This is a genomic window from Nocardia sp. NPDC055002, assembly GCF_053608825.1.
This window is the reverse complement of sequence record NZ_JBSGWE010000002.1, coordinates 464,208-485,384: the sequence shown is the minus strand read 5'-3', so window position 1 is coordinate 485,384 and position 21,177 is coordinate 464,208. Positions and strand designations below refer to the sequence as shown.

At 68.6% G+C, this 21,177-nt stretch carries 21 protein-coding genes; 9 read left to right on the top strand and 12 right to left on the bottom strand.

The features are described from left to right. Window positions 1-16 precede the first annotated feature (16 nt). Genes ACWF99_RS09485 through ACWF99_RS09470 form a run of 4 tightly spaced genes read left to right on the top strand, consistent with a single transcriptional unit; the run spans window position 17 to window position 3,991 of the window. Entirely contained in the window at window positions 17-1,387 is a 1,371-nt protein-coding gene (locus ACWF99_RS09485; RefSeq protein WP_378627254.1) for an ABC transporter substrate-binding protein, read from the top strand. Next, entirely contained in the window at window positions 1,384-2,241 is an 858-nt protein-coding gene (locus ACWF99_RS09480; RefSeq protein WP_452535594.1) for a metallophosphoesterase, read from the top strand. The genes ACWF99_RS09485 and ACWF99_RS09480 overlap by 4 nt, the downstream gene beginning before the upstream one ends. Continuing rightward, window positions 2,242-3,189 carry a carbohydrate ABC transporter permease gene (locus ACWF99_RS09475; RefSeq protein ID WP_378627252.1) on the top strand — a complete coding sequence of 316 codons (948 nt, stop codon included), beginning with the start codon at window positions 2,242-2,244 and terminating at the stop codon, window positions 3,187-3,189. Further along, complete coding sequence (locus tag ACWF99_RS09470) at window positions 3,179-3,991, top strand: carbohydrate ABC transporter permease (RefSeq protein ID WP_452535593.1); 813 nt, start codon at window positions 3,179-3,181, stop codon at window positions 3,989-3,991. The genes ACWF99_RS09475 and ACWF99_RS09470 overlap by 11 nt, the downstream gene beginning before the upstream one ends. Before the next feature lie 9 nt (window positions 3,992-4,000). On the opposite strand, the gene ACWF99_RS09465 is transcribed toward ACWF99_RS09470, so the two are convergent. From ACWF99_RS09465 to ACWF99_RS09430, 8 genes are all read right to left on the bottom strand, one after another. Next, window positions 4,001-4,930, bottom strand: a complete 930-nt coding sequence (locus ACWF99_RS09465) for a LysR family transcriptional regulator (protein WP_378627250.1) — start codon at window positions 4,928-4,930, stop codon at window positions 4,001-4,003. 107 nt (window positions 4,931-5,037) lie between these two features. Continuing rightward, window positions 5,038-5,709 carry an O-methyltransferase gene (locus tag ACWF99_RS09460; protein ID WP_378656229.1) on the bottom strand — a complete coding sequence of 224 codons (672 nt, stop codon included), beginning with the start codon at window positions 5,707-5,709 and terminating at the stop codon, window positions 5,038-5,040. Between the two features lie 48 nt (window positions 5,710-5,757). Continuing rightward, window positions 5,758-6,738: a hypothetical protein gene (locus tag ACWF99_RS09455; RefSeq protein ID WP_378627247.1), complete on the bottom strand. Its 981-nt coding sequence runs from the start codon at window positions 6,736-6,738 to the stop codon at window positions 5,758-5,760. Between the two features lie 2 nt (window positions 6,739-6,740). Continuing rightward, window positions 6,741-7,070, bottom strand: coding sequence for a type VII secretion target (locus tag ACWF99_RS09450; RefSeq protein WP_378627246.1), 330 nt, complete (start codon window positions 7,068-7,070; stop codon window positions 6,741-6,743). Between the two features lie 109 nt (window positions 7,071-7,179). After that, on the bottom strand, window positions 7,180-7,725 hold the full coding sequence (locus ACWF99_RS09445) for a YbaB/EbfC family nucleoid-associated protein (protein ID WP_378627244.1): 546 nt from the start codon (window positions 7,723-7,725) through the stop codon (window positions 7,180-7,182). A 143-nt stretch (window positions 7,726-7,868) separates the two neighbouring features. Beyond that, complete coding sequence (locus ACWF99_RS09440; protein ID WP_452535592.1) at window positions 7,869-9,590, bottom strand: urease subunit alpha; 1,722 nt, start codon at window positions 9,588-9,590, stop codon at window positions 7,869-7,871. A gap of 57 nt (window positions 9,591-9,647) precedes the next feature. Next, window positions 9,648-9,959 (bottom strand): urease subunit beta, encoded by a 312-nt coding sequence (locus ACWF99_RS09435; RefSeq protein WP_378627242.1) that lies wholly within the window; start codon window positions 9,957-9,959, stop codon window positions 9,648-9,650. Between the two features lie 9 nt (window positions 9,960-9,968). Beyond that, the gene (locus ACWF99_RS09430; protein WP_101467224.1) at window positions 9,969-10,271 is read right to left on the bottom strand and encodes an urease subunit gamma; all 303 of its coding nucleotides are present in this window, start codon (window positions 10,269-10,271) and stop codon (window positions 9,969-9,971) included. Window positions 10,272-10,517: 246 nt separating this feature from the next. Between ACWF99_RS09430 and ACWF99_RS09425 the strand changes: the two genes are divergently transcribed. Next, window positions 10,518-11,120: an exonuclease domain-containing protein gene (locus ACWF99_RS09425; RefSeq protein ID WP_378627240.1), complete on the top strand. Its 603-nt coding sequence runs from the start codon at window positions 10,518-10,520 to the stop codon at window positions 11,118-11,120. Here ACWF99_RS09425 and ACWF99_RS09420 read toward each other — a convergent pair. Both ACWF99_RS09420 and ACWF99_RS09415 read right to left on the bottom strand, forming a co-directional pair. Beyond that, entirely contained in the window at window positions 11,117-11,500 is a 384-nt protein-coding gene (locus ACWF99_RS09420; RefSeq protein ID WP_378628326.1) for a PaaI family thioesterase, read from the bottom strand. The genes ACWF99_RS09425 and ACWF99_RS09420 overlap by 4 nt on opposite strands. Before the next feature lie 268 nt (window positions 11,501-11,768). Continuing rightward, window positions 11,769-12,473, bottom strand: coding sequence for a TetR family transcriptional regulator (locus ACWF99_RS09415; RefSeq protein WP_378627239.1), 705 nt, complete (start codon window positions 12,471-12,473; stop codon window positions 11,769-11,771). Between the two features lie 82 nt (window positions 12,474-12,555). Between ACWF99_RS09415 and ACWF99_RS09410 the strand changes: the two genes are divergently transcribed. Both ACWF99_RS09410 and ACWF99_RS09405 read left to right on the top strand, forming a co-directional pair. Continuing rightward, window positions 12,556-13,749, top strand: a complete 1,194-nt coding sequence (locus ACWF99_RS09410) for an FAD-dependent monooxygenase (RefSeq protein WP_452535591.1) — start codon at window positions 12,556-12,558, stop codon at window positions 13,747-13,749. 143 nt (window positions 13,750-13,892) lie between these two features. Next, complete coding sequence (locus tag ACWF99_RS09405) at window positions 13,893-14,405, top strand: L,D-transpeptidase (protein ID WP_378627236.1); 513 nt, start codon at window positions 13,893-13,895, stop codon at window positions 14,403-14,405. Window positions 14,406-14,453: 48 nt separating this feature from the next. Here the strand turns inward: ACWF99_RS09405 and ACWF99_RS09400 are convergent, their stop codons facing one another. Beyond that, the gene (locus ACWF99_RS09400; RefSeq protein WP_452535590.1) at window positions 14,454-15,359 is read right to left on the bottom strand and encodes a MerR family transcriptional regulator; all 906 of its coding nucleotides are present in this window, start codon (window positions 15,357-15,359) and stop codon (window positions 14,454-14,456) included. Between the two features lie 70 nt (window positions 15,360-15,429). Here ACWF99_RS09400 and ACWF99_RS09395 point away from each other — a divergent pair, with 70 nt between their 5' ends. Then, window positions 15,430-16,050: a maleylpyruvate isomerase family mycothiol-dependent enzyme gene (locus ACWF99_RS09395; protein ID WP_452535589.1), complete on the top strand. Its 621-nt coding sequence runs from the start codon at window positions 15,430-15,432 to the stop codon at window positions 16,048-16,050. Window positions 16,051-16,183: 133 nt separating this feature from the next. On the opposite strand, the gene ACWF99_RS09390 is transcribed toward ACWF99_RS09395, so the two are convergent. Then, the gene (locus tag ACWF99_RS09390) at window positions 16,184-17,752 is read right to left on the bottom strand and encodes an MFS transporter (RefSeq protein WP_452535588.1); all 1,569 of its coding nucleotides are present in this window, start codon (window positions 17,750-17,752) and stop codon (window positions 16,184-16,186) included. A 165-nt stretch (window positions 17,753-17,917) separates the two neighbouring features. Between ACWF99_RS09390 and ACWF99_RS09385 the strand changes: the two genes are divergently transcribed. Further along, window positions 17,918-21,154: a BTAD domain-containing putative transcriptional regulator gene (locus ACWF99_RS09385; protein WP_452535587.1), complete on the top strand. Its 3,237-nt coding sequence runs from the start codon at window positions 17,918-17,920 to the stop codon at window positions 21,152-21,154. Window positions 21,155-21,177 lie beyond the last annotated feature (23 nt).

Below are 21,177 nucleotides of genomic sequence, written 5' to 3'. Positions count from 1 at the left end.
GAAGGATAGAACCACGATGAAACGCACACTGCCCGCGCTGGGCGTGGTGTTCACCGCCGCCCTCGCCCTCACCGGTTGCGGCCTCGGCACCACCGGGTCCACCGACGCCACCTCCACCGCGCAGATTCCCGAACTGGCTGCCGACCAACAGGTTTCGATCGTCTTCGAGTCCTACAGCTACGGTGTGGCGGGCGCCTGGACCGACACCTTCAACGCCCTGATCGCCGACTTCGGCGCCAAGCACCCCAATATCAAGGTCACCGCGCAGAAGCCGCAGGGCAACAGCCCCAACCCGGCCACCGACACCGTCTCCAGCATCCAGAACCAGATGGTGGCGGGCACCCCGCCCGACGTCGCCCAGCTCGGCTTCTCCGACCTGGACTTCACCATCCACCAGCTCAAGGCCAAGCCGCTGGACCAGCTGGTCGGCGCTCCGGAAGTGAAGCAGAACTTTGACGGCGCCCGCCACGCGTACGCGCCCCGGGCCCGCACCCTCGACGACTGGGACGGCCACACCTACGGCGTTCCGTTCGTCTTCTCCACGCCCGTCCTGTATCTGAACGCGTCGCTGTTCACCGAGGCCGGTCTCGATCCCGCCAAGCCGCCCACCACCTGGGACGAGGTCACCACCGCCGCGAAGGCGATCGCCGACCGCACCGGCAAGGGCGGGGTCTACATCGACTGCCTGACCAAGACCGCCAAGGACTGGTGCTTCCAGTCGCTGGTGCGCTCCAACGGCGGCCGCGTGATCTCCGAGGATCGCAACACCCTCACCTTCGCCGACGCGCCCGCCGTCGAGGTCACCAAGATGGCGCAGAACCTCGTGAACAGCGGCAGCATGCCCAAGCTCAATCAGAAGCAGGGCTACGAGGCGTTCGGTCGCGGCGAGATCGGCATGATGCTCGAAACCAGCGCGCTGCAGAGCGTTTTCGTCACCGGGTCCAAGGGCAAGTGGGACCTGCGTTCGGCGCCGATGCCCGGCTTCGGCAGCAAGCCCGCCATCCCGACGAATTCCGGTGCGGGCCTGCACATCCTGTCCAACGATCCGGCGAAGCAGCGGGCCGCGTGGGAACTGATCAAGCACCTGACCAGCGAGGATTCCTACAAGAAGATCGCGCAGAACATCGGCTACCTGCCGCTGCGGACCGGTCTGCTCGAAGAAGCAGGCGGGCTCAAGGACTGGGCCGACCAGAACCCGCTGCTGCGCCCGAACGTCGCGCAGCTGGCGAACATGGAGCCGTGGGTGTCGATGCCGGGCAACAACTATCTGCAGATGCGTGACGGGATGATGGACGCCGTCGAGGCCGTCGTGTTCCAGGGCGCCGACCCGCAGTCCACGCTCACCGCCGCCCGCACCGCGGGCACCGAACTCATGCCGAAGTCATGAGCGGGCTGACGATCGTCCAGATCACCGACACCCACCTGCGGCCCGAGGGCGAACTGCTTCACGGTGTCGACACCGCCGCCAATCTGACCGCGGTGCTCGACCGGCTGCGCGACTTCGGGCAGCGCGTCGACGTGCTGATCTTCTCCGGTGATCTCAGCGACAACGGATCACCCGAGGCCTACCGGCGGTTGCGGGCCGCGGTAGAACCCGTCGCGGCCGAACTCGGCGCCGAGATCGTCTACGCGATGGGCAATCACGACGAACGCACGGCCTTCGGCGTCGAATTGCTCGGCCGCGACACGGTGGACCCGGACCTGCCGCACGACCAATGTGTCGAGATCGCGGGCGTGCGGATCATCGTGCTGGACAGCACCACACCGTTCCAGCACGACGGCAAGCTCGAACCGGAGCAGCTGGCCTGGCTGGCCGAGGAACTGCGCACCTCCGCCCCGCACGGCACCGTGCTGGTGGTGCACCATCCGCCGCTGCGTTCCCCGCTGGCCACCCTCGACTTCCTCCGGCTCAAGGATGCCGAACAGCTGGCCGAAGTGGTGGCGGGCACCGATGTCCGGATGATCCTGTGCGGGCACAACCACCTCACCGGCGCGTCGGCGCTGGCCGGGATCCCGGTGTGGATCGGTCCCGCGACGGCCTACCGGGTGGACCCCATGGCACCGGCCGGCAGACACCGCGGCTTCGTCGGCTTCGGGTTCAGCCGCATCGACGTGTTGGAGTCGACGGTGCTGGCCACCGCGATCGACGCCGCTCCGGCGCCGAAGGTCTATGACCGGCCGGAGTCGGAAATGCTCGAGCAGATCGCGGCGATCGTCGCCGCGCGGGCGGCGGTGCGGTAGATGTTCGTCATCGATGCGCCGGCGTCGCCGGTACCGCCGGTCGCGGCGACACCGGTGCGCCGGCGCCTCACCCGCCGCCATGTGGCCCGGTTCGTCGCGCCCTACCTCTACCTGAGTCCGGCGCTGTTCCTGCTGGTGGTGTGGACCTATCAACCGCTGGTGCAGGCCCTGCAGCTGTCCACCTACTCGTGGAACCTGCTGCCGACCGCGCCGATGACACCGGTGGGCACCGCGAATTACGAACGGCTGCTGGATCTTCCGCCGTTCTGGGGCGCCCTCGGTCGCACCGGGACACTGATCCTGGGCCTGTTGCCGTTCACGGTGGTGCTGCCGGTCGTGATCGCGATGGCGAGCCGACGGGTCACCGGTCGGGCGCGCACGATCTATCAGGCACTGGTGTTCGCGCCGTTCCTGGTCGCGCCGGTCGCGGCGGCGGCGGTGTGGCGCTGGTTGCTGCATCCGGGAACGGGCTTCCTCGCCCAGGTGACCGGTTCGGACCGCAACTGGGTGTACGAGACCGCGACCGCGCAGGGCGTGATCATCGCGATCACCGCCTGGCACCTGATCGGCTTCGCGGTGCTCGTGGTGTGGGCGGGCCTGGCCGGAATCAGCGGAGACTACGACGAAGCGGCCAGGGTCGACGGCGCCTCACCCGGTCAGATCCGGCGCTGGATCACCCTGCCGCTGCTCTCGCCCACCGTGCTGTTCCTCGTCCTCACGACCGTGTTGCTCAGTCCCACACTGACTTTCCCGCTCATCGACTCGATGACCCAGGGCGGTCCCGCGCAGGCCACCACCAACATCTACTACCTGCTCTGGGACTACGCCTTCCACAGTTTCGACGCCGGTCTGAGCGCCGCGGCCGGTGTGCTGCTGTTCTTCGGCTTCGGTCTGGTGGCCGCACTGCTGGTCTGGATCTCGGAAAAGGTTGCTGTCCATGACGATTGAACGACTGCGCGGGCTGAGCAGCCATCTGCTGCTCGCCGCCACGGCACTGGTCTGCGTGTTCCCGATCTACTGGCTGTTCGCGACGTCGCTGCGCCGACCCGAGGACGTCACCTCGCTGTCGCCGATCCCGTGGCCCCTGTCGACGGCCAACTACCTCGACGCGGCGCAGAAGGTCGACATCGCCGGTCTGATCGCCAACACGTTCTTCGTCGCGGTGCTCTCGGCGGCGGGCCAGCTCCTCATCGCGTTGCTGGCCTCCTACGCGTTCGCCATCTACACCTTCCCGCTGCAGAAGCTGCTGTATCTGGCGTTCGTGGGGGTGTGGCTGGTGCCGTTCCAGGTGACGATGCTGCCCAACTACATCCTGCTCAACCAGCTGGGCCTGATCAACACCCTGATCGGCGTCGTGCTGCCGACGCTGTGCTCGGCGCTGGCGGTGCTGCTGTTGCGCCAGCACATGTCGGCGTTCCCGAAAGAGCTCATCGCCGCCGCGAAGATCGACGGGCGCTCGTCGTGGTCGATTCTGTGGACCGTGGTGGTGCCGAACCTGCGACCCGCACTGGCCGCGCTCGGCATCCTGCTGTTCATCAACGCGTGGAACGAGTACTTCTGGCCCGCGGTCGTGCTGCGTCAGTCCAACAGTGTGCTGCAGCTCGGACTGCGCAGTTTCATGGGCACCGAAGGTGATCAGTGGGGACCGATGATGGCGCTGGCGGGTCTGGCCTGTCTGCCGGTGCTGCTGCTGTATCTGGTGCTGCAGCGCCACATCGTCAATGCGTTCGTGCGGTCAGGACTGAAATGAACGACGACTTCACGCCGTCAGAACCTGGTCGTCGGCCAGGGCAGGTGCCGTGGACGCGAGACAGTCCAGAAACATCGCCACCGCCGGATTCTGTTCGTCGGCCCGCCACACCACGTGCAGATCCAGGGTCGGGACCGGATCGACCAGTTTCACCGCTACCGGGTCGGTGTCCGAGGACCCCATACCCGCCGAGACTGCCCGCGGCAGCGAGGCGAATCCGACCAGTGGGCGTACCGAGACGATGTGGGCGGTGGCGCCCGGATCGTCGGCGATCTGGGTGATGTTCAGCGAGATCCGGGTCTGCGCGGCCGACCGCAGGATCGCGTCGTACATCGCCGGACACTGATCGCGGGCGAACAGCACGCAGTCCTGATCCCGCAGTTCGGCGAACGGCACGTGCGAGCGGTGGGCCCAGCGGTGCTGCCTGCCGACCACCGCCACCAGCGGTATCCGGTGCAGCAGACGCCGGTACCGGAAGTCGGCGGTGCTGGGGTGGCCGTAGACCATGGCCAGGTCGAGGGATCCGTCGGCCAGCGCGGCCAGCTGCGGCCCGGTTCGCTTCTCCCACAGCGACACCGAGATGCCGGGGTGGCGGTCGGTGAGCTGGGCCAGCGCGTCGGGCAGGATGTGCTTGCTGGCGGGCAGGTTGTAGCCGACGTTCAGGCTGCCGGCGCGACCGGCGGCGGTCGCCTTCGCGGCCTGGGCGGCCCGGTCGAGCTGGGCGATGATCTGGCGGGCCTGCAGCTCGAACTCCCGGCCCGCAGGTGTCAGCCGCACCTCGTGCGAATTGCGCGCGACCAGCTGCACTTCCAGGGACTTCTCCAGCTTCTGCAACTGAGCGCTCAGGCTCGGCTGCGTCAGATGCAGGCGCTGCGCCGCCCGTCCGAAATGCAATTCCTCGGCGAGCGCGATGAACGAGACGAGATGACGGAATTCCATGATGGCGGCTCCTGAAGTCGAACAGTCCCACGCTAGCGGCAGCGAACAACCTCCCGATGAATCCCGGGCGCCCGGCAATGACCCTGCGCATTGCCGGGCGGTGAAGATCAGGAATTCGGGCCGTTCACCACGGCGTAGGCGAATCCGTCCCACCCTTTCGCGCCGACGGTCTGGATGACGGTCGCGTCGACACTCGGTTCGGCGGCGAGCAATTCGATCAGGTCGCGGCTCGCTCGGGCATTGGGATCCTCGGTCTGCTCGTCGGCCACCGCGCCCGCGCGCACCACGTTGTCGACGATGATCACCGAGCCCGGGTGGGTCAGGCGCAGCGCCCACTGCACGTAGTTGGAGTTGTTGACCTTGTCGGCGTCGATGAAGACCAGGTCGAACGGTTCGGTCAGATCCTCGGCGACACCGGGCAGGGTGTCGAGGGCCGCGCCCACCAGGATCTCGACGCGCTCCCCCACGCCGGCGCGGTCGAGGTTCTCGCGCGCGACCTTGGCGTGGCGGGGTTCGAATTCGAGGGTGACGACGAGACCACCGTCGCCGACCGCGCGCGCCAGCCACTCGGTGCTGTAGCCGCCGAGCGTGCCGATCTCGAGCACCCGGCGCGCTTTCGCGGTGCGGGCCAACAGGTTCAGCAGTTTGCCCTGGGGTGGGGAGACGTCGATGGCGGGCAGCCCCGCATCGGCGTTGGCGGTGAGTGCGGGCGCTCCCTCGTCGCCGACGAGCGTGGTGACGAGGTAGCTGTCGACATCGGCCCAATCGTTGATCGTCATAAACGCAGTCTGCCACCGAGCACGGGCCGGCACCGGCTTCCTCGGCCGCTACTTCGCGGTCTCGACCTCGGTCACGCCCTGGATGATCTTCACCGCGCTCTGCGCCAGCATCTTCGTATCGATCAGCGCCTGCGCCAGTTTCACCAGCATCTGCGAGACCGTCACCGTGGCCAGCGAGATGTCGAGCAGCGCCCTGGCGATGAGCGCGGGGGTGGCGGTTCCGGCGGAGGCGATGAGCAGTGCGGTCATCTCGGCGAGCATGCCGGCGAGATTGCTCAGGATCTCGACCACGATCTCGCGCACTGTCTCGACGATGCCCTTCATCGCCGCGTTGCACTCCGACAGCACCTCGGCGACGGCCGCCTTCTCGGCGATCTTGCCCGTCAGCTCGGTCGCGGTGGCCACGTAGGCTTCGGCGGCGGCGCCCGCCCATTCACCGATTCCGCTGTCGAGCGCGGTAGCCCACTCCTGCGCGGTGGTCGTCAGACTCTCGGCGATCGCCTTCCACGAATCCGAATACGCCTGGACCATATCCGGGCTGCCGGTGATCGATTCCAGTGATTTGCGCATCGGTTCGACGTGCTCGAGCATCCAGGTCATCAGTTGCGAACCGAGGAAGTTGAACGGGTCGAACTTCGCCAGTGTGGAGGTGCCCTTGATCGCCTTGCTGAACATCGTCGCCGCCGACGCCCAATCACCCGCGGTACCGGCCGCTTTGGAGATGGCGTCGACCTTGGTCATGATCGACCCGTCGCCGGTCATCGCGTTGTAGAGGCCGAGGCCGTTCTCCCAGGTGTCACCCTGGAGCGTGCCCTTCATGATGCCCGCGTCGGGTTCGTCCCCACCCGTCGGCCGACCCACGTTGCTGAACAGGAAGTTGCTTTCCTGGTAGTAGGTGTCCCGATAGTCGACACCGTCTTGGAGCAGGTCGTTCTCAGGAGCTTCGCCGTCGTCGAAGGTGCTCACCGTGCCGGGCAGGACGGTGTGCTCGTTGAGGAACGTGCCCGCCGCGTTGGGTCCGTCGGCCATGGTCAGACGTTCCTTTCGATCTCGGCGGTCTTGCCCGTCAGATCGCCGGCCCGGGTGGTGTCACACGTTTCGAAGGTGTCGGCGGCGGTGCGGAGTTTGCCCGGCATCTCCGTGGTCAGGGTGTCGAGCTGCGCCAGTGCCTCGGTGATGTCGTCGTGGAGCGAGTTGAGGGTGCTCACCGCGTACGGCTTCACGAGCAGGCCGTAGCCGTCGTCGGCATGGGCGAGATAGTTCGCCGCTTCGAGCGCCTTGGCGACCCCGCCGGACACGCCGTCCACCGAGCAGGCCTGTGACCTGATCGCATCCAGATTCACATTCACCAGACTGGTCACGCAGAATCCCTCCTCCGGCGAACTCGGTCGAGTCCGCAGCTCTCGATCTAGTTGGACGCGCCCCGACCCCGTTCGGTTCCCTCGAATGTGTGCCGGGTTGTAGCGGTGGCTACTGCAACCAGGATTTGCGCTGGTAGAACATGTCCTCGTCGGACGGCTCCTCGGGCGCGACAACCCGATCCCGGTCGGGTTTGCGGGTGGCGGGAGCCTCGGGCGCGGACGGCCACGATGCGATAGGTGCGGCCGCAGCGGCGGGCGGCGCCGAGGGCGGCACGGGCGCCGGCGAGGTCGGGTCGAGGTCAGGGAACCGGTCGCTGTACTGGCCGACGATCGCCGCCCCGGCCTCGTCGGTGCCGACCGTGTCATGGACCAGGCCGGTGACCTGATCACGCAGGCGCGCCTGGGCGCGGTGCGTGCAGGCCATGAGTTCGGTCGCCACGGCGGTGGGATCCATGCCGCGCACGGCGGCCGCCAAAGTGATCGCGGTGGTCGAACCGTTGGCGTCCACGGTGACGCTGATCCGGCCGTCGGCCGAGGTATCGGTGACGCTCACCGCCGTCATCTTGGCGTGCAGCTCCTGGTAGCGCTGCGCCTTCTGTTCCAGGTCCTCCGCCCAGCGCGACAGGTCCGCGGCGGCGTTGTTCAGGTCGTCCATGCTGTGTTCCCCTCCCGCCGGGGTCCCCGGCGCTGTGCGGCGGAAGGCGTGCCGAAACCCGCCCCGCTCGGATCGCGACGAGCCTAATGGACACAGCCGCGACAGCGTTCGTCAGCCCGGCACGGACGCAGCGAAGGCGGCGCTCAGAAAAGGAAGTAGCGCTGGGCCATCGGGAGTTCGGTGGCGGGTTCCTCGGCCCAGACTTCGCCGTCGATACGGACGGTGAAGGTGTCGGGGTCTACTTCGATGTGGGGCATGGCGTCGTTGTGGGGCATGTCGGCCTTCGTGACGCGGCGAGCGTTCTTGACCGGCACCAGCTTTCGGCGCACGTTCAGACGGTTCGCGAGGCCGTCGTCGATGGCCTGTTCGGAGACGAAGTGCAGGGAGGTCGCCGCCGCGGCCGGGGCCGCGGCCCCGAACATGGGTCGTGGGAGCACGGGCTGCGGGGTGGGGATGGAGGCGTTGGCGTCGCCCATCGCGGCCCAGGCGATCATGCCGCCCTTGAGAACCGCGTGCGGTCGGACACCGAAGAACGCCGGTTCCCACAGCACCAGGTCGGCGAGCTTGCCGACCTCGATCGAGCCGATCTCGTCGTCGAGTCCGTGCGAAACCGCCGGGCAGATCGTGTATTTGGCGATATAGCGCTGCACGCGGGCATTGTCGGCCGCGCCGTCACCGGGCAGGGCGCCACGGCGGCGTTTCATCACGTGCGCGGTCTGCCAGGTGCGCATCACCACTTCACCGATGCGGCCCATCGCCTGGGAGTCCGAGCCGATCATGGAGATGGCGCCCAGATCGTGCAGGAGGTCTTCGGCGGCGATGGTAGACGGGCGGATCCGCGATTCGGCGAAGGCCAGGTCCTCGGGGATCGACGGACTCAGGTGATGGCACACCATCAGCATGTCGAGGTGCTCGTCGAGGGTGTTGACGGTGTGCGGCCGGGTGGGGTTGGTGGAGCTGGGCAGCACATTGAGATGAGAAGCGACAGTGATGATGTCGGGTGCGTGGCCCCCGCCCGCACCCTCGGTGTGGTAGGCGTGGATGCCGCGGCCCGCGATGGCGGCGAGGGTGTCCTCGACGAAACCGGCCTCGTTCAGCGTGTCCGAGTGCAGTGCCACCTGCACGCCCGCCGCGTCGGCGACGGTGAGGCAGGCGTCGATCGCGGCCGGAGTGGAGCCCCAGTCCTCGTGCAGTTTGAAACCCGAAGCGCCGCCGCGCAATTGCTCCCACATCGATTCCTGGCTGACCGTGTTGCCCTTGCCGAGCAGCACGATGTTCATCGGCCAGTGGTCCAGGGATTCCAGCATCCGGGCCAGGTGCCAGGAGCCCGGTGTCACGGTGGTGGCCTTGGAACCCTCGGCGGGGCCGGTGCCGCCGCCGATGAGGGTGGTGATGCCGCCGCCGAGCGCCTCGTCCATCAGCTGCGGGCAGATGAAGTGGACGTGGCAGTCGATGGCGCCCGCCGTGAGAATGCGGCCGTTGCCCGCGATGATCTCGGTCGACGGGCCGACGACGAGGGCCGGGTGCACGCCCGACATCGTGTCGGGGTTGCCTGCCTTGCCGATACCGCAGATGCGGCCGTCGCGGATGCCCACGTCGGCCTTGATGATGCCCCAGTGGTCGATGATCACGACACCGGTGATGACGGTGTCGGGTGCGCCGTCGGCGCGGGTGGCGCGCGACTGGCCCATCGACTCGCGCAGCACCTTGCCGCCGCCGAACACCGCTTCCTCACCGGCGAGTCCCGGTCCGCCACTGCGGTCTTCGGTGATCTCGACGATCAGGTCGGTGTCGGCCAGGCGAAGACGGTCGCCGGTGGTCGGCCCGAACAGTTCGGCGTAGCGGGCGCGGCTCAGTTCGGTCATCGGCTCTCTCCCGGACGTCGCGGCGAGCGGGCCGCCGCGCGATAGTTTTCGGTCAACTCAGGCATCCAGGTGCCCCGGCGGGTTCATGCTGATGCCGTAGACCTCGCGGGTACCGCCGAGCGGAACCAGCGAAATCCGCTGCGGCAGACCGGGTTCGAATCGAACCGCCGTGCCTGCGGGAATATCCAGCCGGTGCCCGTGGGCGGCCTCACGGTCGAACTCCAGCGCGGCGTTGGACTGCGGGAAATGCACGTGGCTGCCCACCTGAACGGGGCGATCGCCGGTATTGACCACATCGAGCTCGACGCGCACCGCGCCCGCGTTCAGTTCGATCGTGCCCTCGGCACAGAGGTATTCGCCGGGAATCATGGGTCTCGCCTATCCGATCGGGTGGTGCACGGTGACGAGCTTGGTGCCGTCGGGAAACGTCGCCTCGACCTGCACGTCGTGAATCATCTCGGGCACCCCCTCCATCACATCCTCACGGGTGAGCACCGACCGCCCCGACGACATCAATTCCGCCACGGTCCGCCCGTCCCGTGCTCCCTCGAGCACGTGATCGGTGATCAACGCGATCGACTCCGGATGGTTCAGCTTCAACCCCCGCGCCTGCCTGCGGCGCGCCAGCTCGGCCGCATAGCTCAGCAGCAGCCGTTCCTGCTCGTGCGGCGACAGGCGCATACGTTCTCTCCTCGGCGGGTGGTGGTCGGTGAGCGACATTCTGGCACGTCCCGCGACCGCGCGGCGACCGCCGCCGAGCGCGACCGGGGACGACCCCGAGGCGGTTAACGAGATGTTAACGATGGGTCCAGGATCGGCCCGGGAACGGCCGGCTCACCGGCCGAGCGGCGGGTGCGCCGGTGCCACGGATCGCCGCGCCACGAATATCACTGGAGCGCACCATGACGCGCCCGTACCGTCACCCCCATGAACGATTGGACCGGCCTGCTCAACGTGGTCGACGTGGAAGCCACCTGCTGGGCGGGCGACCCGCCCGCCGGACAGGTCAACGAGATCATCGAGATCGGGATCACCGTGGTCGATCTCGCCGCCCGGACCAGGGTGAGCAAGCACGACATCATCGTGCGCCCGGCCCGGTCCACGGTGAGCGATTTCTGCACCGAGCTCACCACTCTCACCCAGCGGCAGGTCGACAAGGGTGTCGAGTTCGGTGAGGCGTGCCGCCGCCTGGCCGACGAGTTCGCGGCAGGCGAGCGGCCGTGGGCGAGCTGGGGCGACTACGACCGCAAACAGTTCCGCACCCAGTGCGCGGCCACCGGCGTCGGCTACCCCTTCGGCCCGGAGCACACCAACGCCAAGCAGGTCTTCGCCGAGTCCTACGACCTGCGGCGGCGCCCCGGCATGGACCACGCACTCCGGATCGCCGACATCCCCCTCGAAGGCACCCATCACCGCGGTGACGACGACGCGTGGAACATCGGCGCGCTGGTCGTCGAGGTGCTCGGCCGCGGCGGATGGCGGGTCACCACCGTCGATCGACCCGAGGGCTATCGGCGGAGGGACCGCTAGGCGGCGAGATTCTGGAGGCGGACCTGGCCGCGGGCGACGGTGCGACCTTCCGCGTCGGTGATGACGACGACCCAGAGCTGCTGGCTGCGGCCGCGGTGGATGGGGGTGGCCTCGGCGGTGAGGAGGCCCTCGCGGACCGCGCGCAGGAAGTCGGTGTTGTTGTTGACGCCCACGACCGAACCACGCTCGCCGAACCAGACGCCGCCGCCGACGCTCGCGAGAGTTTCGATGATGGTGCAGTAGACGCCACCGTTCTGGATCCCCGCGGGCTGGTGCAGTTCGGGGCGCACCTGCCATTCACCGCGGACCCGGTCGGGGCCGACCTCGGTGTAGCGCAAGCCGATGAGGTCGGTGAAGGTGCCTTCGCTGGCCTTGGTCATCAACTCGGGGGTGACATCGGCCAGGGACAGGGGCGTTTCGCTCATACGGTCCGGTTTACACCATCCTAAACGGCGCTCGGCAGCCGGTAAGACGTAGCGGCGGGCTCCGTCTCGAAAACAGAGCCCGCCGCGGCAGGATGGCGGAGTCGACCGCAGCCCTCGGGACCACCGGCTCATCCGTACGCCGAGATCAGAGTAGGTCAGGCTTACCTAAGTCGTCAAGTGCGCGCGCAATCGTCTCATTAATGTCTCATAATTCGTCTCATAATTAGTCCTTGAGATACCGATACACGGTTGCGCGCGAGACGCCGAGGGCGGCGGCGATCTCCGAGGCGCTACGGTGCTCGACCCGGCTCATCCTGCGCGCCGCGGCTACCCCCTTCTCATCGAGCAGGGTGGGCCTACCACGGTGCGCCACAACAGCATTCGCTTCGTCGGGGTACAGCAGATCCACCCCGGCCAGCACTTCCGCACGCAGGGCAGCCGGCGATTCGTCCGCGAACAACACCACCGGGTCGCTGAGCACGCCCAATGCCTGTACGGCGCGCACGCGGTCGGACAGCGTCGGATTCGGTCCCGCCACCAGCACGTTCGCTGCCAGCACCAAGTCGCGGAACCGCTCGAAGATGCTGCCCGACGCGGCGAGCGCGAGATCGTTGACGTTGAGGCGCAGCAGATATCGATGCTCGATGTAGACCTCGAGAATGCCTTCGAGAGCCTGCCTGCGAGCGACCCGCGGATCGGGGTCGGCCGCCGCGGCCACGGCGTCGGCGAGGGCGACGAGCAGCGGCTCGGCCAGTCCGGCGAGGATGTCGTACTTGCTCGGAAAGTGGTAGAGGACACCGGCCTTGGAGATGTCCAGCTGGTCGGCGATCGCCCGCACCGTCGTGCGGTGGTAACCGTGCGCGCCGAACAGATCCATCGCGACGGCAAGGATGCGCTCCCTGGTGCCGACCGCTGCGTCATCACTCATCGGCGCATTCTATCCCTTGACTGACCACCGGTCAGGAGCTTACCGTGAAAACTGACCAACGGTCAGTCACTGAGGAGTCGTCATGTCGACCAGTCCCCGCATTCTCATCTCCGGCGCCAGCATCGCCGGGCCCACTCTCGCCTACTGGCTCGCCCGCCAGGGGTTCCGTCCCACCGTCGTCGAACAAGCTCCGGCGCTGCGCGCGGGCGGCAACGGCGTCGATCTGCGCGGCGCGGCGGTCGGTATCGCCGAATCCATGGGGGTGCTGCCCGCGTTGCGCGACCTCGCCACCGATATCCGGGCGCTCACCTTCGTCGATGCCGAGGGACGACGCGTCGCCGGTATGCCGACCAGCACCTTCGACGAGCCCGGCGATATCGAGGTGATGCGCGGCGACCTCGCCCGCGTTCTCTACGACGCCACCGCTCACGACGTCGACTACCGCTTCGGCGACACCGTCGACACCATCACCCAGGACGGCGACGTGGTGCAGGTGAGTTTCGCCGGTGGCACCAGTGCGGAGTTCGACCTGGTCTTCGGCGCCGACGGATTGCATTCGCGGGTGCGCAATCTCGCGGTGCTGAGCGAGGCCGAGGCGGCGCACCCGCTCGGCATCGGCTTCGCGACCGCCACGGTGGATGTGAGCTTCGGCGCGCGGCGGGAGGTGACGCTGCACAACACGCCGGGCCGCGTCGCCGGAGTGTATCGATCCGGCGATCACCGAGACGCGCAAGCGTTCTTCGCGTTTCGCACAGCGCGTGAGTTCGACTTCCCGCGCGACAGGCCGTCACAGATCGAGCTACTGCGCGAACAATTCGCCGGCGCTGCCTGGGAAATCCCGGCCCTGCTCGACGCCGCCACCGCCGATCCGACGTTCTACCTCGACGCGATGACGCAGATCCGCATGCCGAACTGGTCGCGCGGCCGTGTCGGTCTGGTCGGCGATGCCGCCTACTGCCCCACCGCGTTCTCCGGTTCGGGCGCCGCCCTCGCCATCGAAGGCGCGCATCGTCTCGCCACCACCCTCGCCGAAAGCGACGGCCACGCCGCCGCCTTCGCCCGCTACGAACACGACTTCCGCCCGATCGTGCGAGCTCGCCAGCGTTCGGTCGGCCCCGGCAGCGCCATGCTCGTCCCCGCCACGAACACCGGGATCTGGCTGCGCAACCAGCTCACCCGGCTGATGGTGTTGCCACCGCTGGCGGCCCGCGTGTTCCGGGCGAACCCTCCCGCGGCGGCCCGGGTCGATCCGCTGCGGCGCATGACGCGCCGGTAGCCCGGCCCTGGGCTTGCTCAACACGATCGTAATACTCCATGATCGCTGTACCTCTATGTTTCCGAGGCTTGTGTCGATGGTGAAAGCTCATGTTCTGGGCGTACGACGACCAGGGGTGGGCGCGGCGAGAGAGGCAAGATTTCGTGAGTAGTAGTCGTATTCCCCGATGGGCCGTGCAGGCGGCGATGTGCGCGGCGGTGGTCGGGGCCGCGGTCACAGCACCCGTTCAGGCCGAACCACTGTGGCCCGGCGGGCCCGATGTGCCCGGCGTGCCCGCCATCATTCCCGCTCCGCCGCCCGAGCCCGTGGTGGCCCCGTGCAGCGAGAAAGCCCGTGCGTGCCTGCAGTTGTCGACCAACAACGCGTGGTTGATGGACAACGGCAAAGTCACGTTCGGGCCGAGCCCGATGTCCCACGGCCGCCCCGGTTACGAAACGCCGCCCGGAGTCTTCAAGGTGGCCTTCAAGAAGCCGTTCCACTGGAGCACCCTGCACAACGCCCCCATGGAGTACGCGGTCTTCTTCAACGGTGACATCGCCTACCACATCGGACCCACCGAGGAGCAGTCCCATGGCTGCATCCGCCTGACTCCGGAAGGCGCCAAGGCACACTACGAGTGGCTGGAGCCGGGCGACATCGTCGAAGTCGTTCCCTGAGTTCTGCGTCGTGAAAAAAAGGGAGGCCGTTCATCGGCCTCCCTTTTTTCACGTCACCGAGGCGGTGAGGGCATCGACGAGCCAGAGTTGGGTGGTGCCGGAGGTGGCGGCTTCGCCGGTGAGAGTTGTTGTGAGGTGCCAGTATCGGCGGACTCGGTGGTCTGCGCCCGCGGCGTCGACGAGGAGTTGGCGGCGGAAGGACGGGGTGTCGTGGCGGTCGCGGGCGGTCGCGTGGATCGCGACGTAATGGTCCAGTTCAGGGCCGGGGCGGGGTGGCTGGCCTGCGGTGACGAGGGGTGCGACCGCGACGCAGGCATCGGCTACGTCGAACAGGAGGCGGCGTTCGTCGCGGATGCCGGGGGTGCTGCGGTGGCGGATGGTGTCGTACACGGCGGTGGCGATCTCCGGATCCGATACCGCGGCAATCAGTTCCGCGTAGGCGAGGAGGTGTTCGGGGTGGGCGTCGGGTGCCAGCTCGGGGACGTTCATGCTGAGGAAACCGTCGATGGCCGCGGCCGGTAGTGGGGTGAGTTGGCGGCGCCAGAACGTGACGAGCACATCGTGGGCCGCTCGCGGATCTACCACGGCGGCAAGCAGATTCAGGTGTTCGTCCTGCCGGTCGGGAGCGGCCGATTCGACGGCGCGCAGGAGCGCCCGGCGACGGTTCAGCTCGTCGAGTTCGTCGTCGACGGCGACGCGTTCGGCCGCGATCACCTCGGCGAGCGAGCGGGTGCCGTCGAGCACGTCCTCGATCGACGCGAGTCCGATGCCGAAGGAGCGCAGCCGGCGAAGCAGCACCAGCCGGTCGACCGCGCCGGGTTCGAACACTCGATGTCCGGTGGGCGTGCGCGCCGCGTCCAGCAGGCCCGCATCGCAGTAGTACCGGACTGTTCGTACCGCGACGCCGGTCCTGGTGGCGAGCTCGCCGATCGTCAGATATGTGATGTGAGTCACTTTCGCTGGCACCTCCACCTCGGTGGAACTCCTACGGTACCGAGGACGCCCACGCGAAGGAGAACCGACGATGACCGGACCGGACACGAGGAACGACACGATCTGGCAGGCGGTGGCCGACGAACGCACCACCCTGGTCGAATTGCTGCGCGGCCTGCCCGCATCGGCATGGGACACCGCGTCACTGTGCGAGGGGTGGCGGATCCGGGACGTCGTGGCCCACCTGGTACTGGCCACCCGCGTCACGGTCACGGCCTTGCTGGTGAACCTGATCCGCGCTCGCGGCAACACCGACCGCCTCATCCATGACACCGCTGTCCGGCACGCCGACCGGACACCGACCGCCGAGTTGCTCGCCGAACTGCGCGCCACGATCGACTGCAGGGTCATCCCGATCGGCACCACACCGATCGATCGGCTGATGGATCTGCTGGTGCACGGGCAGGACATCGCCGTCCCGCTCGGCATCGACCGGGTGATGCCACCTACGGCAGCGCAACTCGCACTGGACCGCGTGTGGACGATGGGCGCACCTTTCCACGCGCAGAATCGGCTGGCCGGATACTCGTTGCGAGCCACCGACAGCTCCTGGACCGCGGGCAACGGCACACCGATCACCGGCACGGCGGCAGAACTACTGATGGTTGTCACCGGCCGCACCTCCCCCGATGAACGAGCCGACCGGCGGTAGTCGCCGACGCACAACTGCGGGATCTTCGGCGAATCCCTTCGAAATACCTTGTAGTGCAACGAATTACAGCGATCCGCAGCACCCGGCGAACTGGTGCTGCGGACCGCTGTCGGTCGGTGAGATTTCGCGACCGTCAGACAGCGACAGTGGTTCGCTCGGCGACACCGCCTGCTTCCGTAACCTCCGTTGTCTCCGGCACCGAGGTCGCCCCCGCCGGGATCCGCCGCAGCAACGCCACCGCCAGCACCGCACCGGCTGCCGAGAGCACCGCAGCGGTCCACGCGGCGGCGTTGAGTCCGTTGGTGAACGCTTCCCGAGCAGCCAGTACGAGCGGATCGGCGAGGTCGGCGGGCAGCGACCCGGCCGAACTCAGCGCTGCAGGAAGGGTTTCCGAGGCGGCTCCCTCCGCGTCGGACATATCGGCGCGGTAGATGGCCGCGCCAACGCTACCGAGTAGCGCGACGCCCAATGCCACGCCCAGGTCGCTGGCGGTGCTGTTCACGGCCGAGGCCGCGCCTGCCTTCTCCGCCGGGGCCGCACCGATGACCAGGCCCGGGATCAGGGCCATCGCCGGGGCGATGCCCGGGTAGAGGACGTAGAAGCCGACGATGAGCAGCGGTAGCCCGGCAACGCTACCGACCTGGGTGAGCACCAGGTAGCCGACGGCCGAGACTGCCAGGCCCGCGGCGATGAGATAGGCGGGACGAACGCGGCGAGCGAGAGCGGGGGTGACGGTGGAAACGATGACCAGGCCGGTGGCGGCGGGCAGAATCCACAGCCCGGCCTGCAGCGGCGACTGGGCCGCGACCAGCTGCAAGTACTGGGTGAACAGCAGGTACACCCCGCCCAGGGCGACGGCGGCCAGCATGTATACACCGAGCGACCCACTGAACGTGCGATTCGCGAACAGTCGCACGTCGAGCAGCGGATCGGCCAGGCGCAGCTGCCTGCGGACGAAGACCACCGCGAACACCACACCGGCGAGCAGAGTGAGCAGCGATTCGGCGGCGAATCCGGTCTCGGCCAGCTTCTTCACGCCGTAGACGAACGGCAGCAGCGCGGCCAGCGACAACGCGACACTGATCGGATCGAGTCGACCCGCGCTCGGCGCACGGTATTCGGGAATCAGCACCGGTACCGCGGCAACGACGACCAGCATGACCGGCACACCGATGAGCATCGACGCACCCCACCACAGCGAGGCGAGCATCAGACCGCCCAGCAGCGGCCCGAGCGCCACACCCGCCGACACCGACGCGGCCCAGAGGCCGATGGCGGTGGCGCGCTGCCTGTCGTCCCGGAACATGGTCGTGATCAGTGACAACGTGGCGGGCATGACGGCGGCCGCGCCGAAGCCCATCACCGCCCGGGCGGCGATCAGCAGTTCGGGGCCCGGCGCGAACGCGGCCAGGATCGAGGCGGCGCCGAACAGCACGGCCCCGGCCAGCAGCAGCCGGCGGCGGCCGAGCCGGTCACCGAGGGTGCCCATGGTGACGAGGAAACCGGCCATCACGAAACCGTAGATGTCGTTGATCCACAGCAGCTGACCGCTGCTCGGCGACAGGTCGGCGGCGATATACGGGGTAGCGAGGAACAGCACGGTCATGGTCAGGAACAGCAGGACCGTGGGCAGGAGCAGGACCGCGAGCCCCAGCCATTGGCGGGTACCTGCCCGCTCGGGGACATCGGTGAACTCGGACATCAGGAGTTTCCCTTCGAGGACGATTCGAACTGGGATCGACAGTGCCGGGCCGTGCTTCAGGAACCCTTCGGGTCGACTCCAGACGACCTCGAGCGGTTGTCCGGCGCGATGGCCGAGGCGCAGCGCCGCCCGCCGTGCGCCGCCGGGCCGTTTAGGGTGGGTGACATGCGTTTCGGAGTGCTCGGTCCGTTGGCGGTCTGGACCGACGGGGGACAATCCGTCCGGGTTCCAGAGCTCAAGGTGCGGGTTCTGCTCGGCGCACTGCTGGTCGAACCGGGCCGGATCGTGCCCACCGACCGGCTCGTCGAGCATCTGTGGGATACGGCCCTGCCCGCCAACCCCGCTGGTTCGTTGCAGACGCGAGCCTCACAGTTGCGCCGGGTTCTCGGCGACGCCGAGGTGGGCGGGCGCGAGCTGCTGGTGTCGCGCTCCCCCGGCTACCTGCTCGAGGTCGCCGACGGCTCGGTGGACTCCCAGGTGTTCCAGCGATTGCTCCACCGGGCGCGCGCCACCGACGACACCGCCGCTCGGGCAACGCTTCTCGCCGAAGCCCTGGCGTTGTGGCGGGGTGAGGTCCTGGCCGACCTCGCCGATCACGAGTTCGCGCGGATCCCGGTGCTGCGGCTGGAGGAACAGCGGCTCACCGCTGTCGAGGAACTCGCGCAGACCCGGATCACGCTCGGCGAACACGATCAGGTCGCCGACGAACTCGGTGAACTCACCGCGCTCCATCCGCTGCGGGAACGGTTACGCTCGGCCCACATGCTGGCGCTGTACCGGTCGGGACGGCACGGCGAAGCCCTGGAAACCTACCGTCGGCTGCGCGAACACCTCGCCGAAGAGCTCGGCCTCGATCCCAGTCCCGAGCTCACCGCATTGCATCGTGCTGTGCTGGAACAGGATCCGGCTCTCGGTGCGCCCGCGCGGCCCGCGCCCGCGGCACCGGTGACACCGCGCCGGAACCTGCCCGTGCCGCCCACCTCCCTGATCGGGCGCGCGGACGATCTCGCCGCGGTCGAGGCGCTGATCGGCGCCGAACGGCTGGTGACGCTCACCGGGCCGGGCGGTGTCGGCAAGACCCGCCTGGCACTGGCCACCGCGGCCGCGCATCCGGCGCGCGACGGCGTGCTGTTCGTCGAGCTCGCCGGACTGTGCCTGGGCACCGACACCGACAGCGCGCTGACGACGGTCATCGAAGTCGTGGCGGGTGCCTTCGATGTCCGTGACGATTCGGCCGGTTCGAGCCCGTTCCCGGTGCCCGGCAACGGCTCTCAGCTCGACCATCTCGCCGAGGCGGTGCGGGCCAAGCAGGTGCTGCTGGTGCTGGACAACGGCGAGCACGTCGCCGACGCGGCCGCCACGGTGGTGTCACGGCTGCTCGCCGCCGCACCGGAGCTGCGGGTGCTGGTAACCAGTCAAGTGCCACTGAATATCGCGGGCGAGCACATCCGGCCGGTGGCACCGCTGGCCCTGCCCACCGCACCCGCCGCCGGACCGGGGTCGAGCGAGGTGGAAACCTCGCCTGCCGCACAGCTTTTCGTCGAACGGGCCCGCTCGAGCGCGCCCGGCTTCGCTGTCACCGACGACAATGCGGCGGCGATCGCGACGATCGTCACCCATCTCGACGGCCTGCCACTGGCACTGGAACTGGCGGCGACGCGAGTCCGCGCGCTCGGGGTGCACGTGCTCGCCGAACGGATCGAGGACCGTTTCACGCTGCTGTCGTCCGGCTATCGGGACGCACCCGATCGCCAGCGCACCCTGCGTGCGGTGATCGACTGGAGCTGGGAACTGCTCGACGAGCCCGAACGTGCTGTGCTGCGGCGGCTTTCGGCCCACGCCGACGGCGGCACGCTGGAATCGGCCGAGACCGTCTGCGCCGGTGGCGACATCGCGGGCGCCGAGGTCGCGGAGTTGCTGGCCCGTTTGGTCGACCGCTCCCTGATCATCACCCCCGCCACCGATACCCGCCCGCGCTACCGGCTGCTGAAGTCGGTCGCCGCCTACGGTGCGGACCGATTGCGCGACAGCGGCGAGGAACCCGACACCCGGCTGCGCCATCTCGCCTACTACCTCGCGTTCGCCGAACTGGCCGACCAGCACCTACGCACCGGTGACCAGCGCCGCTGGCTGTCCCGGCTCGATGCCGAGTCGGCCGACCTGCGACGGGCACTCGAGACCGCCCGTGCCGCAGGCAGATCCGAGGACGCGCTGCGGTTGGTCAACGCCCTCGCCTGGTACTGGGTGATGCGGGGACGACTCGCCGAGGGCATCCGGTCACTCGACATCGCTGTCGCGGTATCCGGCGAGACCGCGCCCGCCGCACGCCGGGTTGCCCTGTTGTGGCGCGGCGCTCTCGAGATCGGCGCCGGCCGTACGGTCGATGTTCTGCCCGCCCTCGCCGAGCGACCCACACCCGCCGAACTGCGTGCCCGCTGGTACCTCGCGCACGTCTACTCCGGATTCGCCGCCCACCAGGGCATGGACGACGCGGCCGACCTGCGAAACGCCTTCGCCGACAACGCCGATGACTGGGGCGTCGCGGCGGCCTCGGTGTCGCTGGCGCGCGACGCCTTCGCCCGCGGCGACCTGATCGGCCTGAGCGCGCACGCCCAGCGGAGCCGGGATCTGTTCGCGAAGGTGGGCGATCGCTGGGGCCAGGCCCTCGCCGGATTCCTGCTCGGCAGCCACGCCGAGGTGACCGGCGACCTCGACGCCGCCCGTGACCACCACCGGGGCGCGCTGGCCACCGCCGAGGAACTCGGTCTGTGGACCGAAGTCGGCGAGCGGCTCACCTCGCTCGGCCGGATCGCACTGCTACGCGGTGAGCTCGACCGCAGCGCCGAACTGCACGAACGGGCCCGTCGGGTGGCAGTCGACCAGGGACACTTCGTCGGGGAAGAATCCGCGGTACTCGGGCTCGGTCTCGTCGCGCGCCGCCGCGGCGACCTGGCGGCGGCGCGCGAGTACCTCGGCACCTGGCTGGACTGGCATCTGCGGGCGGGGTCGCATTTCGGTGCCGCCCTGATCCTCGCCGAACTGGGCTTCACCGCCGAACTCGCCGATGACGCCGGCGAAGCCGAACGGCAGCACCTGCGTGGACTCGGCTGCGCCCTGCGCACCGGCGACCCCCGTGCCCACGCACTCGCGCTGGAAGGCCTGGCCGGAGCGCGGTCGCTCGCCGGATTCTCGGCCCACGCCGCGCGGCTACTCGGTGCCGCCGACGCACTGCGCCGGTCCACCGGCGCCCCGTTGCCCGAGGCCGAACGCGGCGACGTCGACCGCATCGAGGCGCGCATCCTCGCCGACATCGGAGCGAACCGGTTCGCCGACAACCTCGCCGAGGGTGAGCGAGCCGAACCCTCGACCCTGCACCTCGCGGAAGTCCCGAACCGGCCCTGAGCCCACTGCGGACACCGTCGACC